This is a genomic window from Rhizobium sp. WW_1 (genome assembly GCF_003610155.1).
GTDB classification, from domain to species: Bacteria; Pseudomonadota; Alphaproteobacteria; order Rhizobiales; family Rhizobiaceae; genus Rhizobium; species Rhizobium tropici_A.
Window position 1 is genome coordinate 446,678 of record NZ_RAIN01000004.1, and the last position, 25,575, is coordinate 472,252.

Sequence of the window (25,575 nt, forward strand, 5' to 3'; positions counted from 1 at the left end):
GAACAAGCGGCCACCCGCCATGCCAAGGATCATGCCGGACCGGGGAAATCCCCAAGCGTGACATGAACGCTTTTCAGCTCGGAATATTCATCGAATCCGTGCCGTCCGAGCTCCCGTCCGACGCCGCTCTGCTTGTAGCCGCCGATCGCCAGCTGCGGCGCGCCATCGCCCATGCCATTGATCCAGGTGCGGCCCGCCTTGATGCGGCGAATGGCCTGGAAGGCCGTCGAAAGATTCGTCGACCAGACGCAGGCGGACAGCCCGTAGGGAGTGTCATTCGCCATGCGGACCGCCTCCTCCGCCGTCTTGAAACGGAAGGTCGTCAGGACCGGGCCGAAGATTTCGTCCTGCGCAATGGTCATTTTCTGACTGACATCGGTGAAGATCGTCGGCGCGTAGAATGCCCCGGCTTCGCCGAGCCTGTCGCCGCCCATCAACAGCTTCGCGCCATCTGCCCTTCCCTGCGCCACATAGCCAGCGACCTTGTCGAGATGCGGCGGATGGATCAGCGCGCCGACATCGACACGATCATCCAAAGGATCGCCGGTGACGATCTTTGCCGCAACCTTCCGAACCTTTTCCAGAAGCGCATCGGCGATGCTCTCATGCACGATCAGCCGGCTGCCGGAGATGCAGACCTGACCCGAGCAGTGGAAGACCCCGCCCGATATTTTTGCCGAAGCGGCATCGAGATCGGCATCGGCGAAAACCACCTGCGGCCCCTTGCCGCCGAGTTCCAGCCCTACCCTCTTGATGTTCTGGCCGGCAAGCGCGCCGATCACGCGTCCGACGCGCTGCGAGCCGGTGAAATTGATGACGTCGACACCGGGATGTTCCGCCAGGATCTGGCCGACATCGGCACCATATCCGGTCACCACGTTCAAAACGCCTTCGGGCAAACCGGCCTCGAGCGCTAGCTTCGCCATGCGGATCGTCGATCCCGAGGTGAATTCACTCGGCTTGATGACGACGGTGCAACCGGCGCCGATCGCCCACGGAATGCGCTCCGAGCCGATCAGCAACGGAAAGTTCCAGGGGGTGATCAGGCCGACGACGCCGACAGGCTCGCGCAGGATGAGGCCGATCGTGTTCCCGCCGAGATCATTGTGCGCCTCACCTTCCAGCCCCTGCGCATGCCCCGCCGCATAGCGCCAGAGGCTCACGGAAAAGCTCATCTCTCCCCGCGCTTGATTGATGGCCTTGCCGACTTCGAGCGCCTCGATCGTCGCTAGTTCCTCGACATTCGCCTCGATCAGGTCGGCGATGCGGTTCATGATGCGGGCACGCTCCCCGCCGGTCATTTTCGGCCAGGGACCGTCGTCGAAAGCACGGCGGGCAGCAGCAATTGCCGCTTCGGCATCCGCGCGACTTCCCTTAGGGATGATACTGACGACATGACCGGGATGGGCCGGGCTTTCGCGTGCAATCGTTTCTCCTGAAAGAGCTGGAACTGATTTGCCGGCGATGACCATGCCGTAACGGCGCTGCTGCAAAAGTCGCGGATCGTCCAAACGCGGTGCGATGAAGGGGAATGCCGTCATGTTGCTGTCCTCACTCTCAAAATTTCAGGGTCTCGATGACAATCCGGCGGCTCAAGCCTGATGCTGCAGGCTCTCCAAGGTCAGGCTGTGTTGCAGCGGCTTACCGGCGACGAAGCGTTCGATCTCGTCGACAACAAGCCGGCCGAGACGCTGTCGCTCATTGCCGATCGCGCCGGCAATATGCGGCGTCAGCACGACATTCGGAAGGTCATAGAGCGGTGAATTCTCCGGCAAAGCCTCAGGCTCGGTCACGTCGAGGAAAGCAAAGAGCCGGCCGGTCACCAGCTCGGCCTCCAATGCGGTCTGATCTACCAGACCACCTCGGGCAGTATTGATCAGCGTTGCGCCGTCGCGCATATGCGCAAGCATGCCGGCATCGATCATGTGTCGTGTTGAAGGCAGCAGCGGTGCATGCAGCGATATCGTCTGGCATTCGCTCATCAGTTCCGGCAGCGAAACCAGCTCCACGCCGAGTTGTTCTGCTTCTCCGGCACCGACCAACGGGTCAAAAAGCAGAATGTCCATAGCGTGCGGGCGCAGCAGTTCAAGGACGCGGCGGCCAATGCGCGAGGCGCCGACGATCCCGACCTTCTTATACCAGCCGCCACTATCACCATCGAAGGACTGATGCAGTTCCAAGGAACGCCGTTGCTGCGCATAAAGCTGCCGGAAGCGGAGGACGTCCTTGTTTGCGAACAGGATGGCGGCAAGTGCAAACTCCGCGACCGGAACGGCGTTAGCGGCGGCCGCGTTCGTCACCGTGATCCCGCATTCGAAGACTGCCGGGCCGATGAGATGCTTGACCGATCCCGCGGCATGCGCGATGAACGTCAGGGATGACGCCCTTTTCAATACCGAGGCATCGATGGGCGGGCAGCCCCAGCCGGTGATCAATATATCTGTATCCGCAAGCTGGGCACGCGCAGCACCGCTTTCAAATTCCAGCAACGGCGCCCGGGAAACGATGTTGCAGTGCTTTTCCAACCGCTCCTGGTCGGATGCGGAAAATAGCTTGTCCATGCCGAGCGGGCCGAAAGCAAAGCTGAGCCTTGGCGGCGGGATGACTGATGGCGGCGACAACGACGAACTCCCGGCGGCGCACTGTCCGCAAATGCTTGATGGCATTCACGCCACTGGCGCGAGAGATCGCATAGAAACGCAAACGACGCAATAGATTCGCGCACATTCCGTCGATTTACGCAATTTGCGCGACCGTCGCACCGGACTGCAGGGTAACGGCGCATTCAAGCTGGAGGGGCATCGCGTCGGGTTCGGAAATGCGGCGCTGCGCAAGTAGAATGGCCTGATGGGCCATCTCGAAACAGTTGACCCGCATTGTCGTCAATCGCGGATGCATCATCGCAGCATAAGGCAGATCGTCAAAGCCGATCACCGAAATCTCGCCGGGTACACTGAGACCCGCAGCTTCCAAGGCATTCATCAGCCGGAATGCGGCCATGTCATTGGCGCAGAACACACTCGTCCAATCCGCCTCGCCCTTCGCACGGCGCTCCACTTCGGCGAGCAAGGCCGTATCGACCCCGTTGGCAACGCCGATCGCTGCAGCAGATGCATCGGGATAGTCTTCCAGTGCAGCATAGAAACCACGGCGGCGCTGTGTGGTCGTCCATCGCGTATGGTCATGAATATAAAGCAGTTTTCTGTGACCGGCCCGAAGGAGGGCACGTCCGGCCATGCGCGCTCCATAGAAATTGTTGGGCGCCACGCAGTCAAACCGCATATCCGGATCATAGCCATTGACGAGAATAGCGCGCTGGCTACCGCCTAGGAAATAGCTGGCCAGACCATCGGTCAGATCAATGCCGATGAAGATCGTCGCATTTGCCTCTTCCTGCTCCTGATCGCGCGCCATGCGCTCCGGCCCAAGCGACGTCTCGTCCACCATGCGGATCGACAGGCTGAAGCCGCTGTCGCGGGCATTGTCGCGCAAGCCTCCGATGACCGCTTCGTAGAACGGAGCCAGACCGCCGGTGGCAAGACTTCCTGTCACATAGGCCCGCAAATGCTTGGTCGGCTCGGCAGCGCTCCGGGCGCGACCGTAATAGCCGGCATCCTCCGCAATCTTGCGAATTTGCATGCGCCGCTCATCACTGATCCCCCGCGCATCAGACAACGCGCGCGAGACGGTGCTGACCGAAACGCCCGCTGCCTTGGCAATTTCAAGCTGATTTGCGTTGGATTTCGGTGAACGAGTCAAATTCCCTACCCTTCAGATTTTCCAGATAATCATGGGATTCCCGCGAGAAATCCATCCCTCGGCGCCAATATCAACGCCTCAGTCATGATCAAGTACACGAAAATCGCAATAGATTTTGCACAATCTCGCAAATTGCGCAATTGACAATGCAAATTGCGCGTGATGAATTGCCGATTGTCGCGAAAGGATCGGCCTTTGGGAGAGCGCTTTCGCCGGATGTGGGAGGACATGTAATGACCAACGACATAAAGAGAGACCTTGGCCAGATCGCGTTGAACCGACGCCAATTGCTGCAAGCCGCCGGCGCAGGCGCTGCCGCCGCAGCATTTTCGGGCATTGGCGCGCCAGCTATGGCACAGGAAAAAGTCGAGCTGACGATGTGGGCCTGGACGCCGAACACGCAGGCCGAGATCGACCTTTTCACCAAGGCCTTTCCGCATATCAGCGTCAAGCTCGAGAACGCCGGCCAGGGGCCGGATGAATATGTAAAGTTGCGCAATGCCATTCAGGCGGGTACAGGCTTGCCCGATGTCGGCCAGGTCGAGTTCACCAATATTCCCGGCTTCCGACAGCTGGAAGCGCTGCTCGACATGGGCCAATACGGCGCCAACGACGTCAAGGACAAGTTCATCGACTGGACCTGGGCATCTGCCTCCGATGGCAATGCCGTTTATGGTATCCCCTGGGATTCAGGCCCGATGGGCATTCTCTACCGCGCCGACGTGCTGGACGCGCACAAGATCGAGGTGCCGAAAACCTGGGCAGCCTTTGCCGAAAGCTCGAAGGCTCTCAGCAAGGCATCGCCGGATACATACCTTACCAATTTCGGCGGCACGGCCGATGGTGGCTGGGTGATCGCACTTCTGGCGCAGGCCGGCTGGAAGCCGTTCGAGCTCAACGGCACCGATCTCAAGCTCAACCTTAACGATGCCATTGCAAAGAAATGGGCCGCCTATTGGCAGGATCTCATCGACGCCAAGGCCGTTGGCGTCAAGACGCCCGTCTGGACCACCGACTGGTTCACCGGTCTCGACGAGGGCACCTATGCCTCGTGGATGACCGGTGCCTGGGGCGCGGTGTTCATTCCGCAATTCGCCAAGAAGAGCAATGGTCACTGGCGCGCGGCTCCGCTGCCGCAATGGGACGAAGGAAAATACGTCTCCGCCAATCTCGGCGGCTCCACATTCGCGGTGTTCAAGACCTCGAAACATCCGAAGGAAGCAACGCAGCTTGCAATGTTCCTGGGTGCAGATCCCCAGGCGGCGCGTCTGTGGAACACCAAGCAGTTCCTCTTCCCCGTGCTGAAGGAACTCGTCGCCGACCCCGAGCTCATCAATCACAAATACGATCTCTACGGCGGCCAGGCGGTCAACTCGGTGTTTGTTGAAGCCGCCAAGCACGTCGACTCCTCATTCCAGTATGCGCCGTTTCAGGATTATCTTGCCGGCCAGGTGCAGCAGGAGCTTTCCGCCTCCATCGGCGGCAAAGGCTCTCTCGGTGATGCTTTCGATCGACTGCAGGAAGGCGTCAGCGCCTACTGCGCCGATCAGGGCTATACCGTTTCCAAGGGGTGATCATCGGCATGCGGGTTGCAGGCCGCCCGCATGCTTTTCGCATGACCCGCGCTTCGGCGCGGGCATATTTTTGCAGGCGGAGACAATGTAGATGGCCGGTCCTAATCAGCGCAAACGTCGCCGCCGCGTGGGCAAGAGACTGGCACCTCTTCTCTTCCTCACTCCCTTTGCACTGCTCTTCATCGCCTTTCTGATTGCACCGATGCTCTATGCGCTTAACCTGGCGGTCTACAAGACGACAGTGGTTGCAGGCACCAAATTTGTCGGTGCCGACAATTTTGTACGTGCGCTCGGCGATCCGAAATTCTGGCAGGGCGTCTTGGTGCTCTTGAAATTCGCGGTGATCCAGATCCCCGGCATGGTCGCGATCGCATTGCTGATCGCCCTAATCCTCGACAGCGGCACCGTTTATGCCAAGAGCTTCTTCCGGGTGAGCCTATTTCTGCCCTATGCCGTGCCCGCTGTTATCGCCACCCTGATCTGGGGCTATCTCTATGGTCCAGCCTTCGGTCCTTTTACGCAGCTCGCCAACGCGCTTGGTCTTCCAGCACCCAATTTCCTCGGGGCGAATACCATCCTCCCGTCGATCGCCAATATCGCCAACTGGGAATATACCGGCTATCAGATGATCATCTATTACGCCGCGCTTCAGGCCATCCCGACGGATCTGGAAGAGGCAGCCTCGATGGATGGAGCCAGCAGTTTCATCTATGCCGTGCGCGTGAAACTTCCACTGATTGCTCCGATGATTGTCGTCACCATCATCTTCTCGATCATCGGCTCGTTGCAGCTCTTCTCCGAGCCTTATCTCCTGCGTAATCTTGCTCCACTCAGTATCACCAACTCCTACACGCCGAACTATTATGCCTACACACTTGCTTTCGCCAACCAGCAATATAATTATTCTGCTGCCATATCCTTCTTGCTCGGTGCAGTCACAGCCGTGATTTCCTATGCCTTCATGCTGATCGTCAATCGCGGTGGCCGCGCATGACCATCGTCGGCAAGTCGAAGCGCTCACCCTCCTTCCGGCGCAATCGCTGGATGTTGACGGCAATCCTGCTGGTGATATGGCTTTATACCGCATTGCCGCTCTTCTATGTCCTCGTCTCGGCATCGAAATCGAACAATGATCTGTTCACGAGCTTCGGCCTCTGGTTTGCGAGCGACTTCAAGCTTGTCGAGAACATCGGCCAGGTCTTCAGCTTCCAGGGCGGTATCTTTGCCCGCTGGCTGTTCAACACCATCATCTATGCGACAACCGCCGGCATCGGCGCCGCCCTTTTTTCCACCATGGCCGGATATGCGCTTGCAAAGTACCAGTTCTTCGGCAAGAGGCTGATCTTTGCGATCATTCTCGGGGCCGTCATGATCCCGCAAACGGCGCTCGTCGTGCCGCTGTTCCTGCTGATGTCGAAGGTTGGTATCGTCAATACGCCTTGGGCCGTGATCCTGCCGTCTCTCGTCTATCCGCCCGGCGTCTTCCTGATGCGCGTCTATGCCGACGATGCCATACCGAATGAGCTGATCGATGCAGGCCGGGTCGATGGCGCCGGCGAGCTGCACATCTTCTTCTCTCTGGCGCTGCGCCTGTTGATGCCGGGCTTTGCGACCGTGCTCATCCTCTCCTTCGTGGCGACCTGGAACAATTACTTCCTGCCCCTCGTCGTCCTGAGCTCAGCCGAATATTTCCCCGTCACCGTCGGCCTTGCGCAATGGTATGCGACGGCGACCGTCGGCTCCGGCGGAGGGGCCGCGCTCTTTACCCTGGTGCTGGCCGGCGCGCTGATCAGCATCGTTCCCGTCATCATCGCCTTCATCGTCATGCAGCGTTTCTGGCAAGGCGGCCTCGGCGCCGGCGGCGTCAAGGCATAGGGCTGCGGAGAAACAGACATGGCCGTTATAGAACTGAAAAGCATTCGGAAATCGTTCGGCGCACTGGACATCATCCGCGGCCTCGACCTGCGGATCGAGGATGGCGAATTCGTCGTCTTCGTCGGCCCCTCCGGCAGCGGGAAATCAACGCTGCTGCGCCTCGTCGCCGGTCTGGAGGAGGTCACCTCCGGCCAAATCCTGATCGGCGGCGAGGATGTCACCGATCTCGGGCCGGCGGATCGGGCCTTGTCGATGGTCTTCCAGTCCTACGCGCTCTACCCGCACAAGACCGTGCGCGGCAACATGGCGTTCGGCCTCGAAGTTGCCCGCACGCCCCGGGCCGAAATCAATCGTCGTGTTCAGGCTGCCGCCGCATCCCTACGGCTCGAAAACTATCTCGACCGCAAGCCGAAGGAACTGTCCGGCGGTCAGCGCCAGCGCGTTGCGATCGGCCGCGCCATCGTCCGCGATCCCGTGGCGTTTCTCTTCGACGAGCCGCTGTCCAACCTCGATGCCGCCCTGCGTGCGGAGATGCGCATCGAGATCGCCAGGCTGCACCAACGCCTCGGCGCAACGATGATCTATGTCACCCATGACCAGGTCGAGGCGATGACGCTCGCCGACAAGATCGTCGTCCTCAAGGACGGAGAGATCCAGCAAATCGGCTCGCCGATCGAGCTCTACGAAAAGCCCGCCAATCTCTTCGTCGCCCAGTTCCTCGGCTCGCCGAAGATGAATGTCTACGATGTCGAGCAGACCTCCGGGGGACTGAAAATCGCCGGCGGCGGCGTGCTTGCGCTGCCTTCGACGCCTTTGAGCGCGGCAAAGCTCGGCGCTCGCCCGGAACATATCGCCGTCCAGGAACCGGGGCTCGGCCATCTCGAAGGCAGGATCGATGTCGTCGAACGACTTGGGTCGGACACCTACGCCTATGTCGTCCACGATGGTGGTCAGCTGACGACAGTCCGCCTGCCCGGCAATGTCCATCTCAGCGTCGGCCAGCCGGTGAGCCTTGCCGTTGATCGGGAGCAACTGCATCTTTTCGACAGGGACGCCAAGTCTATCGCATAGGCCTGCCTGAACAATGATCCGGCCTAAGGACATGAACGGCACTCATGGGCGGCCCAACCGGAGGCATCCTCACATCCATGTTGCAACGATCTCCAAATCGATTAATCTGCGAGCCAGCTGATCAATGACGCACGCAAGAGTTCCGGCATTGCCGGAACCGTGCCAAAGCCCCCAGCTTCAGAGAGATCGATGATAAGCACTGGTGTATTGACGACTTATATATTGGTGGTGATCGGTCTGATGGTCATTCCCGGGCCTGCCACATTGCTCACGCTTGCCAGGGCCGTCAGCGGCGGCAAGCGCGTCGGGCTTGCGACAGGCGCCGGCATCGCCGCCGGCGATCTCCTCCATACGACGATGGCGACCTTCGGACTGTCGGCGCTGCTCGCCACATCCGCGCTGGCTTTCGAAATCGTCAAATATGCCGGCGTCATCTATCTGATCTATCTCGGCTTCAAGGCCTTCATCGAAAAGAGCGGCAGCATCGACATGCCGTCCGCGCAGGCGATCACGCCCATGCGTGCATTCCGGCAAGGTTTTTTCACGGAGATACTCAATCCAAAGACGGCACTTTTCTTCCTGGCCTTCCTGCCACAGTTCATCCATCCGGAAAGCGGCTCGGTCATCGTGCAATTCGCGCTGCTCGGCGCCATCTTCGTGACTTTAAGCATCGGCGTCACCTCGCTTCTGGCAATCGGCGCCGGATCGATCGGCGGCTGGCTGCGCCGCAACCGCACCATTGGCCGTTGGCAAGGAAAGGTCATCGGCACGATCTACATGGCCCTCGGCCTGCGGCTTGCCCTGCAACAGCAGTAATCTTGCCTCACGCCAGCCGGCTTGCAGATCAGGCCGGCTGCCGCTTGACGACGCAGAAGTTCATCTCCGAGCGGATGCGAAACCCCATCGCTTCGTAAAGTGCGACGGCCGGAGCGTTCGTGACGTAGGCGTGCAGATAGGCGGTTTCATCCCGCGCTGCGATCTCGCCCGCGACAAAGCGGAAGAGCAAGGTGCCAAGACCCCGTCCCTGAAAATCCGGATGGGTACAGAGGCCACTGAGCTCGGCAAATCCGGTCTGGCGCATGCGTTGACCGGCCATGGCGACGAGAATCCCATCGATCTTCACGCCCCAGAACGAGCCGAGGCTTTGGGCGCGCAGCGTGAAGGGGCCAGGCTTCGTGAGCGTGGCAAGATCAAGCATAGCTGCGGCGTCGGCCTCGGTCAGCAGCTCGATCCTGCTATCCGAGACCCGCTCGGAAGGCCGCTCCGCCATCATCTGCACGAGCCGGGCATTGGAAAGAACAGTCAATCCCTGCGGAACGATAATCGGTTCGGCTTCGACGATCGCCATCACTTCGTCGCCTGTCGGCAGCTTTTCCAGAGCACCGAGGCTCTCGTTCGAATTGTCGGCTGCTGCTGCGAATGGCACGATGGAAGGCGGGTAGCGCCGCGCACGCGCATTGCCCTCAGCCAGCGAAGCATGCGCGGTTTCGAGGGCACTCCAGATCGGTCTGTCGAGAATATGGCCCATCATTTCTGCTCCCTGCCGAGATTGCCGCGCCGTTTCAACGGAGCTTCCGCAAGTCCGTCCTCGATCGCGCCCAGTTGTTGCAATATCGGCCCGGAAAGGTCGCCGCAAAGTTCGTGCACCGCCTGCTCGACGCGAGGCCATACTGATTGCTTCGAATAGTCAATGAGTTCCTGCCCTCTCAATGTCAGCGAGACCAGGCGACGACGCTGGTCCTCGGCCGAGGCCTGCATGTCGACATAACCCAATTCCAGAAGCTGTGAGACGGTGCGCGTCGCGCCCGGTTGTGTAATGCCGACGGCCTGGGCAAGTTCACCGATCGTCAACGGGCCGGCACGGTCAATGGCGGCGAGGAAGGGATACTGGGCAGATTGCAACGAGACGCCCTGTTCTTCCATGATCTGCTGCGTATCAGCCTGTAGGCGTTCGCCGATCCGACGGAATCTGCTGCCAAGGCAGAGGAAACCCAGCGACCTCACAACATCTTCAACCAAGCAAGCCTCCATCATTTATATAAGCTATTATATAACTCGTTATGTAACTGTAGTCAACTGATGATCCAGTCTCACAATCGCAGCAGCCTTGACATCGAATAAGGAATAATGAATTCTCTATTCATCATCATGGAGCAAAAGCGATGCGTGAGAGCACAGACCATACCGAGGTTTACGAACCCGATGAATTCACGCTACGGGATGCGACCGTCCAGGCCGAACTGGTTCGCCGCAAGGAGGTGACCCCGCTGGAACTCGTGGACGCCGCTATCAAACGTATCGAGCGCATAAACCCTGAAATCAATGCAATCGCGTCCACGGATTTCAATCTTGCGCGCGAACGCGCCGCAACCATCGCTCCCGAAGGTCTCTTCGCCGGTGTACCCACGCTGCTCAAGGACCTAATGTCCTATCCAGGCCATGCCGTGGCATTCGGGACAAGGATGTTTGCCGGCCAGCGAGCGGTGGCGGGCTCCGATTACACAGAGGCTCTCGACGCGGCCGGCTTGATCGTCCTCGGCAAAAGCGCGACATCGGAGTTCGGGTTGCTTGGCACTACGAAAACGTTCGCGAACGGGGCAACGCGCAACCCCTGGGATACGTCGCGATCGTCCGGCGGATCATCCGGAGGAGCAGCGGCGGCAGTCGCAGCCGGGCTTGTGCCCATTGCCCATGCATCCGACGGCGGCGGCTCGATCAGAGGACCGGCCTCCTTTACTGGACTTTTCGGCTTCAAGCCTACGCGCGGCCGCACGGTATCGAACGGCATGCCAGCCGAGATGCCGACGGCGGGGCTCATCGCCGAGCATTGTGTCAGCCGCTCCGTTCGCGACAGCTATCACTGGTTGGTCGCGACCGAGCGGCGGGACCGCGCGCATCTTTTGCCCTCTCTGGAAGTACTTAGAGCCTCCTCGCAAAAACGGTTGAGGATCGGCGCCTATCGCTCTGATTGCTTCGGTTCACCGGCTTCGCTCGATGCGGCGGCCGCACTCGAAACTGGCATTAACCTCTGCCGCCTGCTTGGCCATGACGTTATTGATGTTGCCGGTCCCGTGATCGACACCAAAGCAACGCGCGAGGCCTTCTTCACGCTCACCGGTTTCAGCATCGGTCAATTATTGAGCCAGGTGCGGCAGATGCTGGGGGATCGCTTCGACCCGAACCTGTTCGAGCCCTATACGCTGGATCTGGTTCGAAGGGCCGAAGGCGTGTCTCCGGAAACGCTTGCGACGTTGGCTAAAGCATTTCCTATTGCCGAGCGCGCAGCGGATGACGCCCTTGCTGATATCGATGTGCTGCTATCGCCCACCGTATCCATGCAAGCGTTTCCGCTCGACATTCACGGTCCGAACCAACCACCCGCCGAAGCCGACGATTTTATCGCAAGACTCGCCGGCTATACGGTGGTCGCGTCGCTTGCCGGCTGGCCGGCCATGTCGGTTCCGCTGCATCGAACTGCAGACGGTCTGCCGATCGGCTGCCACTTCACGGCGGCGAGGGGACGCGACGACATGCTGTTTTCTCTTGCGTTCCAGCTCGAAGAGGCTTCCCACTGGTCTTCAGATCTGATCTCTCTTCCACGAGTAACCGCATGCCGCAGAAACTGAAGGACGACGTACGCGACCGCATCGTCGCCGCAGCCGGCGCCGTTTTTGCCGAAAAGGGCTTTGCCGCCGCGAGACTTGCCGATGTTGCCGAGCGTGCCGACATCAGCACCGGGAATATCTACAAGTATTTCCGTGACAAGGAAGCACTCTTCAACACCGTCGTCACGCCACCGGTTGCCGCGGAATTGCTGCGAAAATTGCGCGCTCGCCTGAAGGAATTTCCGAAAATCAAGGATTGGGAGGGTGCGACGGCAGCCGGATCAGGCGCCGCAGGGGCGCTGTTGTCCTTCTGGATCGATCACCGTGTCGCGGTTTTAATTTTGCTGCGCGGCAGCCAAGGCACTCGGTTCGAGCATGTGCGAGGGCTCATGATCAATGAGATGGAACGCCTCGCCTCCTCCTATGTGGAGCGCAGGGCAGGTGGCAGCGCTTTATCGCCAGCGTCCAGGTTCGTGCTCCATAAAGTGTTCGCGCGGACCGTCGACATGATCGCCGACATACTCGACGCCCATCAAGATCCTCAATCCATCCAGCAAGCAGTCACAGCCTTCTGGCGCTACCAACTTGCAGGGCTGCAAGCCTTGCTCAACGTGTAACGTACGCCCTTCCCCACGCTTCCCGTTATGACGTTCCTAGGTTGCATCGGCCTCTGATGCGAGCGAGCGCATACGAAAGCTTGATGACTGAGGACTAGCGTTAAGGTCGTATGTTGTTCGAAACTAGGACGATCCCTAATTCGAACGGTACGGGCGCGAGCCAGTGCGATGGCTCTTGGATGCATCGTAGCTGATACGAACACCTCGCACTTTACTCAATGACGCCGGAAGCCAGCGCGAGAACATCATATTGAAATTACTTCATAATATCACTTTTTAAGTAGAGGTGCGTCAGACGCGAGTCCTTAAGTCTGTGCGTATATTATTTCTTTAGAAATTTACATATTAACTGAATACTAATAAACGACTTAACTTTCCAATTCATATTAGCTAACCATTACGCAAGCGGAGGTAATGGTCGTGCATGATATTGGTACAGAACCCCGAAGACATTTACGAAGAGCTTATTCAATCCGAGATGGCATTCAGACGCACGACCTCGACGGGTCGGACGCCGCTGGCCGACATCTCGCCTCCGAAGGACAGGTTTCAAATCAGGAGAGCCAAATGCAGCCGGTGGACGCGCCCGAACGAGGAACCGCCATTCCGACTCAAGACTATCCGCCAACACTTCCAAGCGTATTGATCGGCGGCTTGCCCATCACCGTCGTCAATCGGCGCAATGCCGCCTCCTTCATGATTGCAGTCGCGCGAAAGCGCCGCCGCGACAGTCGGCCCTACTACTTTACATCCGCCAATGGTGAGGTTGTCGCGCGCGTTCATGCCGACGCCAACATCGCCAAACTTTTCCACGAAGCCGATCAGATCCTCGCCGATGGCCAGCCGCTCGTCATGGCGTCGCGCCTGCTCTGCAGGGTGCGGCTTCCCGAGCGCGTCGCAACGACGGACCTCTTCCACGATGTAGCGGAACTGGCCGAAAAGGAGGGCATAAGCTTCTACCTCCTGGGCGCAACGGAGGCGGCAAGCCAAAAAGCCGTCTCGGCCGTACGAACGCGCTATCCCGGCTTGCGCATCTCCGGTCATTGCCACGGCTATCTTGCCGGGGAGGCTCTGGAGCGCAAGCTTGACGAAATCAACGCGCTTGCGCCCGACATATTGTGGATCGGCCTCGGGGTCCCGCGCGAGCAGATCTTCGTGCATGATTTTGCCGCACGACTTGCCAATGTCGGCATCATCAAGACGTCGGGCGGGCTCTTTGACCATCTCGCTGAAAGAACAAAGAGAGCGCCGATTTGGGTCCAGAAACTGGGTTTCGAATGGTTCTGGCGGATGCTGATGGAGCCTCGCCGCCTGTTCTGGCGCTACCTGACGACCAATCCCTATGCCATCTACGCAATCCTGAGGTATTCGAAATGACGAACCGGCGTTATTTAGAGCTGTCGACCGGCGAAACGGACACGGACATAGCCATCGTTGGTGGTGGGCTTTCCGGCACGTTGACCGCTTGCCTGCTCGGACGAGCAGGGTATCGGGTAACGCTCATCGATCGCCATCGCATCTTTCCGCAGGAGTTTCGGGTCGAAAAAGTCGGCGGCGAGGAAATCGAAAAACTTCAACGGCTGCAGTTGCTCGCACCTCTGTCGGCCGCCTCCCTGCCCTTCGACGAGATCGTCAACATGCACAGGGGACGAGTATTGGACCGGACATACGGTCGCAACTACGGATTTTTCTACAACAGGCTGATCGCTGCGATGCGCGCGGCATTGCCGGAAACGGTAAACTTCGTCGTCGGGCAGGTCTGCGGCTTGCGGACAGGCGCGACGCAACAGCGGATCTCGATCCTCGGCCAGAACGAGATGACGGCGCGACTGCTGGTGCTCGCCGGCGGAATGGGCGATATATTGCGTCGGGATATCGGCATCACTCATCGGTCGATCGGCGCACGGCGCCCCCTTGCATTCGGCTTCAACCTCCGTCCGCTACGGTCGAACAGATTTCGGCATCCGGCGCTGACTTATTATGGCGACGGCGATGGCATCGACCATCTCAGCTTATTTCCGGTTCCCGGCGCGACACGCGCCAATCTTTTCCTGTTTCGAGATCCGCGCGATCCCTGGGTGAAGTCACTCTATGACGAACCGAAGCAGGCGCTTGTCGCCGCCTTCCCGTCCCTAGTCGAGACCTTCGGTGATTTTGAAATCGCCAGCCGTATCGACAGCTGGATCACCGACATCACCTTTGCCGAAAATTGTCGGCAAGCCGGCGTCGTCCTGATCGGGGACGCCTATATGACCTCCTGTCCGGCAATCGGCCTTGGCGTCAGCCGGCTTCTGACCGACGTCGAGCGCCTCTGCACCGTCCATGTTCCGCAATGGATGGAGGAGACCTCGATCGACAGCACCAGGATCGCAGCCTTCTACGGAGATCCGGAAAAGCTTGCGATGGACACCAACGTCCTGCGGACGGCCGATCATCATTTCAATATGGGGGGCGGAACCGATCTGAGCTGGCGTCTGCGCCGCCAATTCCATTTCATGCAGCGCCGCATACTGTCCGGCATCGACAGCCTGAGCCCCGCTCTCGCAGCAAAGCTTCAGCATCTCAAGACGATACGCGCCAGATCCGTCGTTCGCTCACCGTCGCTGAACCTGAAGTCGACGCCATAGCATGACCAGAGCAATTCCAGGAGAAATGCGCAGCAGTCTTCTATCCAGAACGGCCGGATAACAATGAGATAGGGCGGTTCAGAAATTTCGTGAAATGATGAACCGCTCTAGAAACCGAAGATGACAAGCTCGGTAAATGTCAAGTCGCCAAGCGCGGGCGGCTTCGGACCTTTGAAATACTTTGTCCCGCTTCCGGCAAAATAACGCCCCACGAGACCAGGCACCGGCCCGTTCGCATCGACGACACAGAGGAATACGCCTTTGCGCAGGAGATAGCGCCCAAGTACGCCGGCGCATTGACTAAGCTCTTCGGGCGAGCGGCAATAAACCACCTGAGAACTCGGAATCATGCCGCGCAGGATGCGGCGCGTCTTGAAGACGAAGGGCAATGCCCTGCCCTCGCCGACACAAATCAGCGAAAAGCAGTCGAGCGCCGCATGCTGGAGAAGGATCCCCCTGTCACCTTCGGAAAGCAGTGACATCTCCGGAAGATCAGCGCGGGCTTCGAGCACACGATAAGGCCGCCTCGCCGCACTCAGTATGGGAAAGAAGGCGAGTTGTCCGTCGGCATAGCGGCGGAAGCCGAACGCCTCGTTGAGCTTTATCGTCCCGGGAGCCGGCGAAACATTGATATAGGTCACGTTCTTTCGTCTGAGCGCAGCGATCACCATCTTGCCGGCGAAGGCGCGATATTCCGGATCGACAGACCAGCTCGACAGATTGCAGCGCAACTCTTCGCCTTCCAGTCCGTCATGTCGAAAATATAGCGCCAGCAGGACACCGACGATATGTCCGGACATATCCAGCACAAAGCCGTATTTCGGCAGATCGGGCACGAAGGGACGCTTCTCCATGCGCGTGACGGCGCGCTTCCAATAGCTTCGATCGCGCTCCGGGAAATTTCTGCGCAGACAATCGATAATCCCGTCCCAATCATTGTCCTCAATCGGTCGACAAGTAAGTCCGAGAGGAAATGCACCTAAAACCGACATGAACAACTCCACAATATTATCAATACGACTTTGCGTGCTTCACATGTTAGAAACATACTATATTTCTATTAATGAATATTTTCACAGGTTCGCTCGCAAGCCTTTTGAGCGACCCGAACAATTCCAGCGCACGAGGCATGCCATAAGTGCGCCAGGGCAGATCAGTCACGAAGTGGCGCTCGCTCTTGTACATGTTCGCCCAATTGATTGAGTAATCCCCTCGAAACGCCGAGCGAACGCCATCGCGTTCCGAAGGAAACACCGACGAGCAGAAGGCCGAAGCCGAGGGCAAGAGGCGAAAAGAACGCCTCTTCCTGCAAGACGGCATTGGAGGTGATCGTGACGACGGCGACGAAAGCGAAGAGGAAATCCGGATCGCCGGTGACAATCAGCTGCTTGCGGGCAGACAGGGCAAGCGCGATCAGAAAGCCGAAGAAGACGAAGCTGCCCACGCCCATTTGATAGAGCATGACGCCGACGGCACTTTCCACGGGAACCGAGGCAACCCCCTCATCCTGGGCGCGGTCCCAATCCAGATTGAGACTTGTGCTCGACAGGTTGCCGCCAATCCCCAGGCCCTGGCCGAGCGGATTGTGCATGAATTCGCGAACACCGGCGATCAGCCCGAGAACATGGTAGTCGCCATGCGTCACGCCGAACAGGATGGCCGCAACCGTCCAGGAGACGGAAAGCGCAATGACGGCAAGCAGAGTGAACTCCGCACGCGAGGGGCGATAGATCAGCCGCGCGCCCAGCGCCACAAGCAGCATAAAGGTCGCGCCCTTCGAGCCGATGACAAGCAGCAACGGCAGCGCGGCAATGGGCAGCAGCCAACGTCCCCTGAAGAGAAGCCAGGTCGACATGATGCTCAGCCCATACGCATAGCTGATGGGGTGAAAATTCGGACCGCCATTGCGGAAGATCGGCGGGACCAAATCACTGAGTAGCTTAATGTTGAAGAAGGTCGTCATCATCGTATCTTCGATGCCGCGGAGCACGAAGCCGGTTTCCCGCAGCTTCTTTTCCCAGACACCCGCCTCGATCTGCGCCTTCAGACCGCGGTGAATATAAAGATCGCCATGAAAGAGGCTCAGGAAATCCATCCGGAAGATCTGCTCCAGATATCCATAGAGAATGGCGGCGGCGCATAGCCAAAAAATGCCTTTGCGCAGGTCGATGGGATAGAGACTGGCGGCAAGGATGGCGATGTGGAAGCATGCAAGCGGCGTGATGGTATTGCGGAAGTAGATGACGGCATCCTTCGGTCCGCCATGCACGGCACCGAGCGCAAGATAGAAGCTAACTGTACCGCAAAGCAGGAAGCTGAAGATCAACCACGGCCGCAATTCGGTCAGCGCCCGCACGCGATATTGGAACGAGGCCATGGCGAAGGCCAGAAAGGCAGTCATCAGGATAACGAAATTGGCGCCACGCAGCGCATCGAATGTATTGTGATCGGGCACGAAGGGGGTGAACCAGGCAACCACGAGATTCTGGTAGAGAAAGGAACAAGCGATGACGATCGGGATGCAGCCGGGTTGAGCGATCGACAGGACGAGCGTCAAGGCGAATGTCGCAGCAACCCCAAATGGGGTCCAGACGGCAAATGCCGAAACAGAAGCGATGACTGCGAGAATGGCGATGCAGAGATGGAACGTCGCATCCGAGCGCAGTCCGCTCGGACCTCCCGCCCCGAAGCCGGCTCGACTTGCCGTGATGCTCATCGTCGATCTCCATCCATCCGCATCAGTTGCCGCTCCGCAATGCCATATTCCCTCGGATTTCAGCCGCCGTCAGGGCCATCCATCAGTGCGGCGATCATGGCATTGTCGAAGCCCTCGATACTGCGCCGGCTCTGGATAATGCCGAACCCTTGATCAAGCTCCCAATAGGCCCAGCCGACCTGATTGGCCTCCGCCGCTTGCCGCACGGCCCGAACCCAGAACCTGCGGCTTTCGGCGTCGACGCAGAAGTTGAGCACGCCGAACTCATTCATCATCACCGGGCAATCATGCGTCTCCGACCACCGCCTCAGCCGCACGAACTCAGAGGCAATCGCCTCTTCGGTCCAGGGTGTCGTCAACTGTTCCTCAATGAGGCTTGCGGCCTGCTCGTCCCCGTCGGCGCGTAGTGTGTCGATACTCTCCTGTACGAGGGGAGTTTCAATGGTGGCTGGAAAAGGCAAATTTGAAATTCGCGCCAACGGAGAAGCATCCCAGGTCTCGCATTGATGCGTGAAGGCCGTGGGCGAATAAAAATGAATGGCGGCGATCTGGTTGTCGTCGGCAAGAGGCGGCGTCTCGCCAATTTCCCAGATGCCTTGCGAGGGCGAAGGCCCCCAGATCAGCGTGTGGTTCGGGCATTTGGATCGCACGATCTCGGCAAGCCTGTCCCGCAATTGAAGCCAGGCGTCGCTCCCCATAGGCGGCTCGTTCAAGAGTTCGGGATAGACGCTTTCACTCGGCAGGTTCGCGACGACGACGCCTAACGCGGTCCAGGCCTCTGCCACCCTTCGAGAGCCGGCTTCGAAATCTTGGCGAAGTGCCGTGTGAAGACTTTCGGAGGGATGCATGTCCAGGAGCACAGAAAAACCCAGCCGATTGAGGTCGATCACCCCGGCCTCGATGCGGTGGAGCGCCGACGTGTCGCCAGTCGACAGGAGATCGCCGTTGATCGGCAACCGGATCGTTTGGAACCCCGATCCGCGAAGCTTTTCGAGCACCGCTTCACTCGGCGCCACTCCATCGTTTCGATCGAACCACCCCGGCAGGTTGATGCCACGGGAGGGCACGATGGGCTTGACCGCCGCGCGCGTCGTGGCGGCAGCGGGAAGAGCCGCCAAAATGGAGCCGCCTGCCAGCTTGAGAGCGCTGCGGCGAGACATCATCGTCGATCGCAAGCCGCGTTCCATGCTCATCCTCTCGCTGAGATTCGATCGCCCTGCTCTCCGTCGCCGGCCGGTCGGATCGACCGCACCACCCGACCCTGACGCGCATCGACATGCTCCGCTGCAATTGTCAGCGTGGCGCTGCGTTCGATCTGATCGACATCAAGGCGTTGGCGAAGCATCTTGGCAGCTTCCGCCACCTCCTCCGCAGGACTGAGCGCAAAGAGCATGAGATCCGCTTCGCCAAATAGCGCCGGGTCCCAGTTGCCATCAGCGACGGAGGGTCCCATCAGCAACACGAAATCGAAGGAGCCGGCTTTGGCCAAGATATCGTCGAGACCAAGGCGCGCCGACGACGACGTATCCTCGGCTGCGGGCCTGTTGTACACGACAGTGCGCAGGCCGCTCGCCCCGCTGACGAAGACGCCGTTACCATCACGCACCGACGCCTGCAGGCCAGGCTGGTTGTCGAACTCGACCACGAGCACATTCTGCTCGGCCTGCTCGAGCCCTAAGCCGACCATTGCCCCTGCCAGCCTCGCCGCCAGCGGCGTATGGAGCGGCGAGATCAGCAGCACATATGGCTTCGGATGTTCGGTCAGATGAAGGATGATGCGCCGCATGAGCTGCAGCACATCCCGCGAGAAAACCTCGTTTCCGGCCTGGAAGAAACGCCGCCGCATCGCACGAATACTCAAATATGCACCGGCACCCGCCACGCCCGGGAGTCGATATTCGCCGAGATTAACGGGCGTGGGCTGCGACTGCGCGATCTCCGCGACCGTCGCCGTAAGAGGTTCCACATGAAGGAGACTGCTGCGTATCGGGGGTGTCGGGTCCTTTTCCGGTCGATGCTTCGGCCCGCGCACCAGCGCAAGACCGCAGCCGATGATAAGGCCGAGCGCCGCACTGACCGGCAGCAGCAGCAGCGGCTTCGGCCAGGTCGGCTGCACCGGGGGCGCTGCGGCGCTGATTACCCTGGCCTCTTGCAGTTGCAGACCCTGCATCTGCGAGGTCTCCTCGGCGCGCTTCAGGAAATCATCGAGCACAGTGCGCGCGGCTTTCGCCTTCGCCTCCAGTTGCCGCAACTGCACCTGCGCGGCGTCCGAGCTTGCGAGCCTTTGACGGAGATCGTCGAGCTTTGCCTGCAGCGCCGCGACATTCTGCGTGGCGAGATCGGATTTCGCCTTCAATTCGCGGGTAATCCGCTGTGCCTCGACAGCCATGAGGCTCTGCATGCCCTCCAATTCGGATCGCAGCCTTTTGATGATCGGATGACGCGGCTGATACATAGCTTCGTAATTGGCGAGATCGGCCGCCCGCTGATTATAATTCTCGCGAAGTTTAACCGTCGCTTCGGAGGAGAGGATTTCCGAAAGCTTGGCGAGCCCGGCCGGCGAGGTGCCTGCGGCAAGCGCCTGAGCATATTTATCCTTGGCCTGGTCCGCATCGCTTCGCGCAGCGATCAACTGATCGGTAAGTTTGTCGATCTGCGACTGCAGCGTGCCGCCGGCGGAAGCATCCAGGATCTGATGCGAGACCTTAAAGTCCCCGACCTCCTGCTCCGCATCGCTGACGTTCTTCTGAAGGCTGCCGATCCGGCTTGAAAGCAGGGAATTCACGTCGCTGTTTGCTGTCTCCCGCTCACCCGAAAGACCGGCCCTGTAGCGGTCCACAATGGCGTTGGCGATCCGCGCTGCCTTGTCGGCATAGCGAGATACGAAATTGACATCGATGACATAGGTGAGGCCGGCCCGCTCGACGGTAACGGCGCGCTGAAAGTTCTTAAAGATCGAATCCTTCGTCGGATGGGGCGCCAGACCGAAACGTGATAGGAGACCGCCGCCGGCGAATTCCGGGTCGTTCTCGATATCTTCGCTTTCGAAGACCTTCATCAGCAGATCGCGCGATTCGATGACGAACACCTGACTCGCAATAGCCGCACTGTCACTGCCAATACCGGGCAGGACATTGTTGAGATTCGTCGCACGGGGATCACGCGGATCGATCATGACGGAGGCCGTCGCCGTATAACTCGGCTTTGCCACGGCAAGATAGGCCAACGTCAATAGAAGGACGATACAGGTGCTCGCCAGCACCGTCAGCCAGCGTTGCCGCAAGATCGTCCAGACGGCGCCGACATCGAATAGCGGCGGAAGCGAGCGCTCGTCAATGTTAAACGGCTTCATCCTATTCCTCTCCGCCGCCGCGGATCTCCGGCTCATCGCACATCACTAAATTCAGTATTAGTGAATAATGTTAATCATCCGTTGAATTTACACCGGAGCGTGTGATCAACCTCAGACATCGCAAGTAACCATGTTGAGACTTCGATATGGCGCGCCCATGAGTACTTACGATATTAGAGATACATTCTATTTCAGGTGTTGTCGGCCATTCCGCCGACGGCAATCAGCACAGGATCAGGGCGTTGGGTGATAAAGCTGACAGCTATGATAACATATCGGCCGAAATGCCCCCGCCCCAGAGCAACCTGCGCTTGTCGATCGGCGCCCTTGCCCGGAGCGGCGCCGTTGCCGGCGCCATCAAGCTAGCCAGCGCCGGCCTGTCGTTCCTGATGTTCGTCGCGGTCGCCATGACGACCGATGGGCGGCAATTCGGTCTTTACAGCGCCGCCTATGCCGGAGCGAGCCTGGTCTCCTTCTTCGCGGTGGTCGGCCAGCAAAGCGCGGTGCTCAGGTTCTGGCCGCAATATGCCGGCAACAATGATCTGAATTCCGCAAACGGCATGATGACCCGTTCCATCCTCGTTGCGCTTGCCGGGCTTGCCAGCTTCAGCCTGCTCATCCTCATCATCGGCATCTTGCCACTCGCGGGCACGCAGACACCAGAGTGGTTCCCGATCTGTGTGGCGACCATGGTCCTGGCCTTCGCGCTCGGCTGGTCGGAATTCGTGGCTTGCGCCCTTCGCGCCAAGAATGCACTGATATTCGCGCTGCTGCCACGCGATGTCCTATGGCGAGCGGTGGCAATCCCGGTCTTTGTGCTTGCCCATTTCATGCAAGTGAAGTTGAGCGCGGTTACCGCAACCTACCTGACGGCCGGCTTGCTGCTTGTCATGATCGCCCCGCAAACATTCGTGCTTTTCCGCGACACGGTCCGCGCCCAGCGCGGCCCGCTTACCATCGCGCAGAAAGCCGAATTCAAAACGGTGACGTTCGGGCTCTGGGGCGTCACGGCGCTGCCGCCGGCGCTTAGCCAGGCAAGCACCTTGCTCGTCGCGGCCATCCTCGGTCCCGAAGCCGCCGGCGCGATCTTCGTGGCGGACCGGACGATGCGACTGGTCGTCCTGGCCTTAAACGGCATCAACCAGGCGCTCGCGCCGCAGATCTCGGCTGCCTTCTACACCGGAGACAGGGCGCATGTGCAACGCATCACCAGCCTCGCGGCGCTCGGCGGCTTTGTCATCGCCTTGTGCGTGCTGATATCGTTCCTGATCTTCGGCGACCTGATCCTGTCGATCTTCAATCATGCCTATGCCACCCCGACCATGCAGGTAACCCTCATCATCTTCGGCATCGGCGCGACCGTCGGCACCGCCTGTGGGCCGACTGAAATCCTCATGCAACTGACAGGCCTTCAGCACGCGCTTTTCAAGCTGCTTGTCATCGTCAACACGTTCGGGCTGTGTGCGACGGCGGTACTCACCTATTGGCTCGGCCCAATCGGGGCTGCGCTCAGCATTGCCGGCACGATCATCATATGGTGCATCACCGCCGTATTCATCGCGCGCCGCACCATCGGCATCAACCCATCGATCCTTGGCTTCTTTGCCGGCGAAGACGCCCTTGCCGCCCGCTCCTTCCTGAAAGGCCGCTCATGAAAATCGTCCAGGTACAGACCCAGGCGGAAGCAGCCGGGGCACAGCGGATTTCGGACATGATCGGCGAGGGCCTGCGCGCCCGCGGCCATGAGGTGCGCACCGTCTTCATGTACAGGAAGACCGATGTCTACGACCGCGATTCCCATGCGGACTTCATCCTTGCCGAGCCGCCGCGCGGTTTGCTCGGCCAGATGCGTGCGGCTATCGGGCTTGCGGGCTATTTGCGCGAAACCCGAGCCGATGCGGTCATTACCTTCCAGCATTACGGCAATATTTTCGGCACCATCGGCGCGCGGCTCGCCGGCGCGAACCTCATCATCGCAAACCAAAGCGGCGCGCCGCAAACGCGCGGTATCAGGGGAATCCTCACGCAGATCGACAAGCTGATGGGCACCTTTGGCGCCTATCATGCCAATGTCGTCAATTCGAAATGGACCGAAGCGCAATTCCACACATTTCCGAAAGCCTACCAGCGCCGGATGTCGCGCATCGATCACGGCGTGCCAGCACCGACATTCACCTTTGACAAGCAGGCCATGCGTGCTGCCTTCGGCCTTCCTCCTGGGGCATGGCTTGCCGTCTCTTCCGGCCGCATGGCTCCATCCAAAAACCAGCTTGCGCTCGCCGGCGCCCTTGTCCATCTGCCCGACATTCACATTGCCATCGCCGGCACCGGCCCAGAGCAGGATGCGATCCTCGCCTTTGCCAGGGACAATGGCGTCATCGACAGGCTACATCTCGTCGGCGAGGTTCCCCCCTCCCGCATCTTCGAGTTCCTCGCAGCCGGAGACGCCTATGCCTTTTCGTCATTGACGGAAACCTTTGGCCTCGCGGCGGTCGAAGCAGCCATTTCCGGCCTGCCGGTCGTTGCGAACAAACTGGACGTCCTGCGGGAAGTGCTGACGATGGATGACGGCCGGGCTGCGGCACTCTTCGTCGATGCCGATGCCAAGAGCATGGCCGAGGGGCTTGCTGAACTCATTGCCAGGCCGGAGCTTGCAGCCCGGCTGGCTGCAGCCGGACGGCATTTGAAGGAACAATATTCACCAGCGCGCATGTGTGCCGGCTACGAAGCGCTGCTCCTGTCGCGCTCACTTCCGCACGGCTGCAATCCCGTCGATAACCTCCAGTCGGCCTGAGCGGTTGAGCGTATGGATTTTCGGATAAGGCCAGTCGCCACGGGCGGCGATCGGCCGGGGCGCTGACAGCCGGACCGTATTTTCATCCAGCTCCAGCAATTGCGAGATGCCGAGCCCGCCGCCATAGCCGAGCGTCCCGTCCTGAACCGGCAGAGAGATGCGGCCATCCGCTGCGCGGATGAAAGCCCCGCCGGGGCGCGCCATGCGGCGATCGATGAGTATGGGATTGAGCGCATGCGGCGTCCAAGGCCCAGCCAGCCGCAACGCATGGAAAACCACGAGCGTATCAGACGTGCTGCCATAGCCATCGCGATTGGTCGCAAACAGCCAAAGCTTGCCACCGTGATCGAGCAGGGTCGCGTCGGAGATCTCGCCCTCGACAAGCACGGCTTCGGGCTCCCAGCGATCGGGAAATTCCGTGGAGCGATAGAGAACCAGCTTTCCGCCAGAGCTGGCTTCGGGAAGCATCCAGATGGCGCCATCGCGCTCGAAGACCTGCGGATAGGAAAGATGGTATGGCTCCTCCAGCACGCATCGCGGCTCCTCGGGCACGCCGGCCGCATCGAAGGGCACGACGGAGATAACGGCCTTGCCGGTGGCGTGCGGATAATCCTCCACGAACAGGAAGGAGCGGCCCTGCCATTCGAACGGAAAGGGATCGGCATAAAAGCGATCCCCCAGATCGGGCAGAGCCGACCAGCCACCACCGAGCTCGCAGGTGCTCGCCACGCCCGGCCCTTCCAGAAAGCGATAGCCGACGCGCCAATGCGCGTGACGAAAGCGTGCGCGACGCATCGCCTCCCGGCCGAGACGCGGCATGGCGCTGGCCAAGTAGGTGGATGCAAAAGCAAGCGTTCCACTGGCGCGATTTTCCGGCGTCGTCGATACGTGTTCGCTCATTTCAAGCCGATTTTCAGCAAAGGAACGAACCGAGGCAACAGCAAGCGTGATCGCACGCGCCAACACATCCTCGACGCCGAGTGACGCGGCCTCTCGCCGATCGATCATCGGCCAGGCCCGACCTATCACCGTCCACCCATCCAGAACCGCCTCGATGACAGGCAAATTGCCGGCTGCGACCGCCACCACGACCGACAGGTCCGATTGTGAACCATCAAACCGCAAGCCAATGGTCGGAACGTCAGAAGGCACGGCGTTGCCTGCGAGATCCAGCCGAAGCGCTGAAGTTCTGCTGCGAGTGCTGGCGGGGATTTCCGATAATGGGGCGGCAAGCGCCTGATCACGTCGGCGGAAAACTTGCCGTTCGAAGGCCAAGCTAGCGTTGACTGCCGCCGGCCATGCGGCCGACAAAGGCTGATGCAAGACAGCGGTATCATATCCGTCCGCTTGCAGACGCCGGATCACGATCTCCTGCCAGCGACGGGGAGCGGATTTCGGAACGATGATATCGATCGAAGGCATGGCGCTTCCCATTCGCGGCAGCATCACTCGGGCGTCCAATGGCGTCGCGATCTATATTCTGCCGAGAAAGCTTACCTTCACGTTACTCTTGGGTTGCATTGACAATATTAACCTGCATTACCACTCAGTATTTCCCTTTCCGAAGAAATGCCGGGAAATTCGG

General features: G+C 59.7%; 21 protein-coding genes. 11 read left to right on the top strand and 10 right to left on the bottom strand.

The window, feature by feature from the left end; translation table 11 throughout:
• Nucleotides 1-29 precede the first annotated feature (29 nt).
• The 3 genes from BJ928_RS15190 to BJ928_RS15200 all read right to left on the bottom strand — a co-directional run bounded on the left by BJ928_RS15190 (nt 30) and on the right by BJ928_RS15200 (nt 3,759).
• Nucleotides 30-1,541 carry an aldehyde dehydrogenase family protein gene (locus BJ928_RS15190; RefSeq protein WP_047630287.1) on the bottom strand — a complete coding sequence of 504 codons (1,512 nt, stop codon included), beginning with the start codon at nt 1,539-1,541 and terminating at the stop codon, nt 30-32.
• Between the two features lie 51 nt (nt 1,542-1,592).
• The gene (locus BJ928_RS15195) at nt 1,593-2,621 is read right to left on the bottom strand and encodes a hydroxyacid dehydrogenase (RefSeq protein ID WP_245432331.1); all 1,029 of its coding nucleotides are present in this window, start codon (nt 2,619-2,621) and stop codon (nt 1,593-1,595) included.
• Between the two features lie 115 nt (nt 2,622-2,736).
• Nucleotides 2,737-3,759, bottom strand: a complete 1,023-nt coding sequence (locus BJ928_RS15200; protein WP_047630289.1) for a LacI family DNA-binding transcriptional regulator — start codon at nt 3,757-3,759, stop codon at nt 2,737-2,739.
• Nucleotides 3,760-3,992: 233 nt separating this feature from the next.
• Here BJ928_RS15200 and BJ928_RS15205 point away from each other — a divergent pair, with 233 nt between their 5' ends.
• From BJ928_RS15205 to BJ928_RS15225, 5 genes are all read left to right on the top strand, one after another.
• Nucleotides 3,993-5,333, top strand: coding sequence for an extracellular solute-binding protein (locus BJ928_RS15205; protein ID WP_052227560.1), 1,341 nt, complete (start codon nt 3,993-3,995; stop codon nt 5,331-5,333).
• 91 nt (nt 5,334-5,424) lie between these two features.
• The gene (locus BJ928_RS15210; RefSeq protein ID WP_047630290.1) at nt 5,425-6,327 is read left to right on the top strand and encodes a sugar ABC transporter permease; all 903 of its coding nucleotides are present in this window, start codon (nt 5,425-5,427) and stop codon (nt 6,325-6,327) included.
• Complete coding sequence (locus tag BJ928_RS15215; RefSeq protein WP_047630292.1) at nt 6,324-7,208, top strand: carbohydrate ABC transporter permease; 885 nt, start codon at nt 6,324-6,326, stop codon at nt 7,206-7,208. The genes BJ928_RS15210 and BJ928_RS15215 overlap by 4 nt, the downstream gene beginning before the upstream one ends.
• Before the next feature lie 18 nt (nt 7,209-7,226).
• Entirely contained in the window at nt 7,227-8,279 is a 1,053-nt protein-coding gene (ugpC, locus tag BJ928_RS15220; RefSeq protein WP_047630294.1) for a sn-glycerol-3-phosphate ABC transporter ATP-binding protein UgpC, read from the top strand.
• 189 nt (nt 8,280-8,468) lie between these two features.
• Nucleotides 8,469-9,095: a LysE family translocator gene (locus tag BJ928_RS15225; RefSeq protein WP_047630296.1), complete on the top strand. Its 627-nt coding sequence runs from the start codon at nt 8,469-8,471 to the stop codon at nt 9,093-9,095.
• Nucleotides 9,096-9,123: 28 nt separating this feature from the next.
• On the opposite strand, the gene BJ928_RS15230 is transcribed toward BJ928_RS15225, so the two are convergent.
• Nucleotides 9,124-9,807, bottom strand: coding sequence for a GNAT family N-acetyltransferase (locus BJ928_RS15230; RefSeq protein WP_047630298.1), 684 nt, complete (start codon nt 9,805-9,807; stop codon nt 9,124-9,126).
• Entirely contained in the window at nt 9,807-10,298 is a 492-nt protein-coding gene (locus BJ928_RS15235) for a MarR family transcriptional regulator (RefSeq protein ID WP_047630300.1), read from the bottom strand. The genes BJ928_RS15230 and BJ928_RS15235 overlap by 1 nt, the downstream gene beginning before the upstream one ends.
• Nucleotides 10,299-10,441: 143 nt before the next feature.
• On the opposite strand from BJ928_RS15235, the gene BJ928_RS15240 reads away from it, so the two are divergent.
• The 4 genes from BJ928_RS15240 to BJ928_RS15255 all read left to right on the top strand — a co-directional run bounded on the left by BJ928_RS15240 (nt 10,442) and on the right by BJ928_RS15255 (nt 15,128).
• Nucleotides 10,442-11,905 carry an amidase family protein gene (locus tag BJ928_RS15240; RefSeq protein WP_052227561.1) on the top strand — a complete coding sequence of 488 codons (1,464 nt, stop codon included), beginning with the start codon at nt 10,442-10,444 and terminating at the stop codon, nt 11,903-11,905.
• The gene (locus BJ928_RS15245; protein WP_047630302.1) at nt 11,890-12,501 is read left to right on the top strand and encodes a TetR/AcrR family transcriptional regulator; all 612 of its coding nucleotides are present in this window, start codon (nt 11,890-11,892) and stop codon (nt 12,499-12,501) included. The genes BJ928_RS15240 and BJ928_RS15245 overlap by 16 nt, the downstream gene beginning before the upstream one ends.
• A gap of 567 nt (nt 12,502-13,068) precedes the next feature.
• Nucleotides 13,069-13,878 (top strand): WecB/TagA/CpsF family glycosyltransferase, encoded by an 810-nt coding sequence (locus BJ928_RS15250; RefSeq protein ID WP_082011806.1) that lies wholly within the window; start codon nt 13,069-13,071, stop codon nt 13,876-13,878.
• Nucleotides 13,875-15,128, top strand: coding sequence for an NAD(P)/FAD-dependent oxidoreductase (locus BJ928_RS15255; RefSeq protein WP_047630304.1), 1,254 nt, complete (start codon nt 13,875-13,877; stop codon nt 15,126-15,128). The genes BJ928_RS15250 and BJ928_RS15255 overlap by 4 nt, the downstream gene beginning before the upstream one ends.
• A 107-nt stretch (nt 15,129-15,235) precedes the next feature.
• Here the strand turns inward: BJ928_RS15255 and BJ928_RS15260 are convergent, their stop codons facing one another.
• The 4 genes from BJ928_RS15260 to BJ928_RS15275 all read right to left on the bottom strand — a co-directional run bounded on the left by BJ928_RS15260 (nt 15,236) and on the right by BJ928_RS15275 (nt 21,196).
• Nucleotides 15,236-16,120 carry a hypothetical protein gene (locus tag BJ928_RS15260; RefSeq protein WP_047630306.1) on the bottom strand — a complete coding sequence of 295 codons (885 nt, stop codon included), beginning with the start codon at nt 16,118-16,120 and terminating at the stop codon, nt 15,236-15,238.
• Between the two features lie 161 nt (nt 16,121-16,281).
• Nucleotides 16,282-17,844, bottom strand: coding sequence for a hypothetical protein (locus tag BJ928_RS15265; protein WP_047630308.1), 1,563 nt, complete (start codon nt 17,842-17,844; stop codon nt 16,282-16,284).
• Nucleotides 17,845-17,903: 59 nt separating this feature from the next.
• Complete coding sequence (locus tag BJ928_RS15270) at nt 17,904-19,031, bottom strand: cellulase family glycosylhydrolase (RefSeq protein ID WP_047630309.1); 1,128 nt, start codon at nt 19,029-19,031, stop codon at nt 17,904-17,906.
• Between the two features lie 2 nt (nt 19,032-19,033).
• On the bottom strand, nt 19,034-21,196 hold the full coding sequence (locus BJ928_RS15275; protein ID WP_047630311.1) for a GumC family protein: 2,163 nt from the start codon (nt 21,194-21,196) through the stop codon (nt 19,034-19,036).
• Nucleotides 21,197-21,438: 242 nt separating this feature from the next.
• Here BJ928_RS15275 and BJ928_RS15280 point away from each other — a divergent pair, with 242 nt between their 5' ends.
• Both BJ928_RS15280 and BJ928_RS15285 read left to right on the top strand, forming a co-directional pair.
• Nucleotides 21,439-22,851, top strand: a complete 1,413-nt coding sequence (locus BJ928_RS15280; protein ID WP_245432333.1) for a lipopolysaccharide biosynthesis protein — start codon at nt 21,439-21,441, stop codon at nt 22,849-22,851.
• Nucleotides 22,848-23,990, top strand: a complete 1,143-nt coding sequence (locus tag BJ928_RS15285; protein WP_047630316.1) for a glycosyltransferase family 4 protein — start codon at nt 22,848-22,850, stop codon at nt 23,988-23,990. Before BJ928_RS15280 ends, BJ928_RS15285 begins: the two co-directional genes overlap by 4 nt.
• Here the strand turns inward: BJ928_RS15285 and BJ928_RS15290 are convergent.
• Nucleotides 23,943-25,412, bottom strand: coding sequence for a hypothetical protein (locus BJ928_RS15290; RefSeq protein ID WP_047630510.1), 1,470 nt, complete (start codon nt 25,410-25,412; stop codon nt 23,943-23,945). The two genes, BJ928_RS15285 and BJ928_RS15290, sit on opposite strands and share 48 nt — an antisense overlap.
• Between the last annotated feature and the right edge of the window lie 163 nt (nt 25,413-25,575).